Source organism: Synechococcus sp. R6-10 (assembly GCF_047461815.1).
GTDB lineage: Bacteria > Cyanobacteriota > Cyanobacteriia > Thermostichales > Thermostichaceae > Thermostichus.
Genome location: NZ_JANSHW010000034.1, coordinates 1 through 3,074, shown reverse-complemented (window position 1 = coordinate 3,074; position 3,074 = coordinate 1). Strand labels below are relative to the sequence as shown.

The following is a 3,074-nucleotide window of genomic DNA, read 5'->3' as shown; positions in this document are numbered from 1 at the left end:
AAACAAACAGAATGCTATCGCTGCATAGTTGAACAGTGATGTTCAGCAGTGTTCAGCGTAAATGTATCAGCTCTGCCGACTGGCGCACCGTCTCGAAAAAGTGATGGACATTGGCCTCTGGAGTGCTTGGGTGGATGCCATGGCCCAAGTTCATGATGTGTCCACGGGATCCGGCTTTTCGAATCACCTCTAGGGTGCGCTGCCGGATGAACTCTGGCGATCCCAGCAACACCATTGGATCCAGATTGCCCTGCACCGCTAGGGATCCCAGGCGGGCCCTGGCCTCTGCCATATCGCTCATCCAATCGAGGCTGAACACGTCGATGCCGGCTTTGCCCACCCGCTCCAGCAAAGCGGCGCTGCCGTTGATGTAGAGGATCAGCGGCACCTGCGGATACCGAGCTTTCACCTGATCCACAATTTGCTTTTGGTAGGGCAAGGCCCAACACTCGTAATCGGCTGGGCTGAGCTGTCCGGCCCAAGTATCGAACAACTGCACCACCTGGGCACCGCCCTCGATCTGGTAGATCACGTAGCGGGCAATGCTGTCGGCCAGCTTGCTCAGCAACTGATGCAGCAATTGCGGCTGTGTAAAGGCCAAGCTTTTGATGTGGGCATAATCTTTGGAGCTGCGCCCTTCCACGGCATAGCAGGCCAGAGTCCAGGGGGAGCCGACAAATCCCAGCAGCGTCGCTTTTCCTTCCACCTCGCGGCGCAGGGTGCTGAGAATGGTCTTGATAAAGGGCAGACTTTCTTCCGGTTCCAGGAGGCGGATGCGTTCAATTTGGGCTTGGGAACGAATCGGCGGGTCGATGATTGGCCCCTGATGCTCCACCAGCTCAAAGGGGATGCCCATGCCCTCAAGGGGGGTGAGGATATCGCTGAACAGGATCACCCCATCAGGGGCAAAGGCCCGAAACGGTTGCAACGAGATCTCGATGGCCAGCTCCGGGATCTCGCAACGCTGCTTAAAGGTGTACTTGCTTTGCAGCTCGCGGTAGGCCGCCATGTAGCGACCCGCCTGGCGCATCATCCAAACTGGAGGGCGATCCAGCACTTCCCCTCGGGCCGCCCGCAGCAAACGGTCACCCAAGTGCTCCGCACCGCTGGCGGTGGAGGAGGTGGCGCTGAGCTGAACAGGCGAGTGGGACATAGGAGGGCAATCCGGCTAAAGATCCTTATGAATCCTGACATTGTGGCGACAGCAACCGCAAGTTGGCGGCTCAGGATCCCTGCAGTTTCTTCATCGGCTGCAACTTGCTGTTACTTCTTACCCTTTTGGCCTCTGGGCTGGGATCCCCAATTAAAGTGGACATGAGATAATGACACCTGACAAGTCTGTTGAAGAACGGCTCGACAAGGATCCCCCCATTGCCGAGTTGAGAGGAAACCCCACTTGGTTGCCCAAACCTTTAACCTGAAAGCCTACCTGAGCCAGCGTCAGCAACAGGTGGAAGAAGCTCTCTCTGCAGCTTTGGTTCCCGCCTATCCGGAGCGCATTTACGAGGCGATGCGCTACAGCCTATTGGCAGGGGGGAAGCGCCTCAGGCCCATCCTCTGTCTGGCTGCTTGCGAGTTGGCCGGCGGCACTGTGGAGCAGGCTCTGCCTACCGCCTGTGCCCTGGAAATGATCCACACCATGTCGCTGATCCATGACGATCTGCCGGCCATGGACAATGACGACTTTCGCCGCGGCAAACCCACCAACCACAAGGTGTTCGGCGAAGACATTGCCATCTTGGCAGGAGATGCCCTGCTGGCTTTTGCCTTTGAGCACATTGCCAGCCAAACTCAGGGGGTACCGCCGCAGTTGGTGTTACAGGTGATCGCCCGCATTGGCCATGCTGTGGCGGCAACCGGTTTGGTGGGGGGACAGGTGGTGGATCTGGAGTCGGAGGGCAAAGCCATTTCCCTGGAAACTCTGGAGTACATTCACAGCCACAAAACCGGCGCTCTATTGGAAGTCTCGGTGGTTTCGGGAGGGATCCTGGCGGGGGGAGATGAGGAGCTGCTGGACCGCCTGAGCCGCTACGCCCGCGATATTGGCTTGGCCTTTCAGATTGTGGACGACATTTTGGACATCACCGCCACCAGCGAGCAACTGGGCAAAACGGCAGGAAAGGATCAAGCTGCCGCCAAAGCCACCTATCCCAGCTTGTTGGGCCTAGAGGCCTCCCGGCAAAAAGCCGAGGAGCTGATTCAATCGGCCAAGGAAGCGTTGCGCCCCTATGGATCGCGGGCAGAGCCGCTGTTGGCCCTGGCAGATTTCATCACTCGCCGTCAGCATTAGGACAGGACAAGGGGACAAGATCAGATGGGATCCCTGGAGACCCTGCTCGCATGTCTGTGCTGGAGAGCCGTATGCTGCAACAGTTGATGGCCAATCATGTCCTCTGGGTTGCTTTGCTGGCCAGTGTGTTGGCCCAAGCCATCAAGCTGATCCTTTCCTATGTGCGGTCAGGCAAGGTTAACCTGCGAGTCTTGGTGGAAACCGGGGGAATGCCCAGCTCCCACGCAGCGTTGGTGACGGCTTTGTCCATTGGGGTGGGGATGCAGGAAGGCTGGGACAGCCTGCTGTTTGCCGCGACGGTGGTTTTTGCTTTGGTGGTGATGTACGATGCCGCGGGGATCCGCCAAGCCGCTGGAAAACAGGCGCGGGTGCTGAATCGCCTCCTGGAAGAATGGTTTGAAGAAAAGGGCGCCGACCGTTTTCCAGAACCCTACCTGAAAGAATTGCTGGGGCACACTCCCGTTCAGGTCATGGCCGGCGCGGCTTTGGGGGCAGCCTGTATTACATTGTCGTTTGCCCTGGGAGTAAACTGAGAGCCATTGGGGCATGCTAAGGCAGAAGTACCGCGGGGTGGTCATGGCTTCCAGTTCTCAACCTCGTCCGATCCAACGTTGCCCTTCCTGTGGCAAGCCGATCCCAGCCTACCGGTTCAAGTCTCCCTACTGCGACCACTGCGGTTGGCGGGCGGCTCCGGCAGCGCAAACCCCTCAAAAAGGTGGATCCCTGGGCCAGAAAATCGCAGCTCAGGTAAACGGGATCGGATCCCAAGGTCAACGCTTCAAGG

3 protein-coding genes and 1 pseudogene are annotated in these 3,074 nt (G+C 58.3%); 3 read left to right on the top strand and 1 reads right to left on the bottom strand.

Translation table 11 applies throughout. The annotated features are described in order from the left end of the window. Positions 1-52: 52 nt before the first annotated feature. Positions 53-1,153 (bottom strand): uroporphyrinogen decarboxylase, encoded by a 1,101-nt coding sequence (gene hemE, locus NW837_RS01095; protein ID WP_414328883.1) that lies wholly within the window; start codon positions 1,151-1,153, stop codon positions 53-55. 243 nt (positions 1,154-1,396) lie between these two features. Between hemE and crtE the strand changes: the two genes are divergently transcribed. From crtE to NW837_RS01080, 3 genes and pseudogenes are all read left to right on the top strand, one after another. After that, a complete protein-coding gene (gene crtE, locus NW837_RS01090) occupies positions 1,397-2,290 on the top strand; it encodes a geranylgeranyl diphosphate synthase CrtE (protein ID WP_414328882.1) in 894 nt (297 codons plus the stop codon). 50 nt (positions 2,291-2,340) lie between these two features. After that, on the top strand, positions 2,341-2,823 hold the full coding sequence (locus tag NW837_RS01085; RefSeq protein ID WP_414328881.1) for a divergent PAP2 family protein: 483 nt from the start codon (positions 2,341-2,343) through the stop codon (positions 2,821-2,823). A gap of 43 nt (positions 2,824-2,866) precedes the next feature. Further along, a pseudogene (locus NW837_RS01080) lies at positions 2,867-3,074 on the top strand (hypothetical protein); the annotation flags it as partial.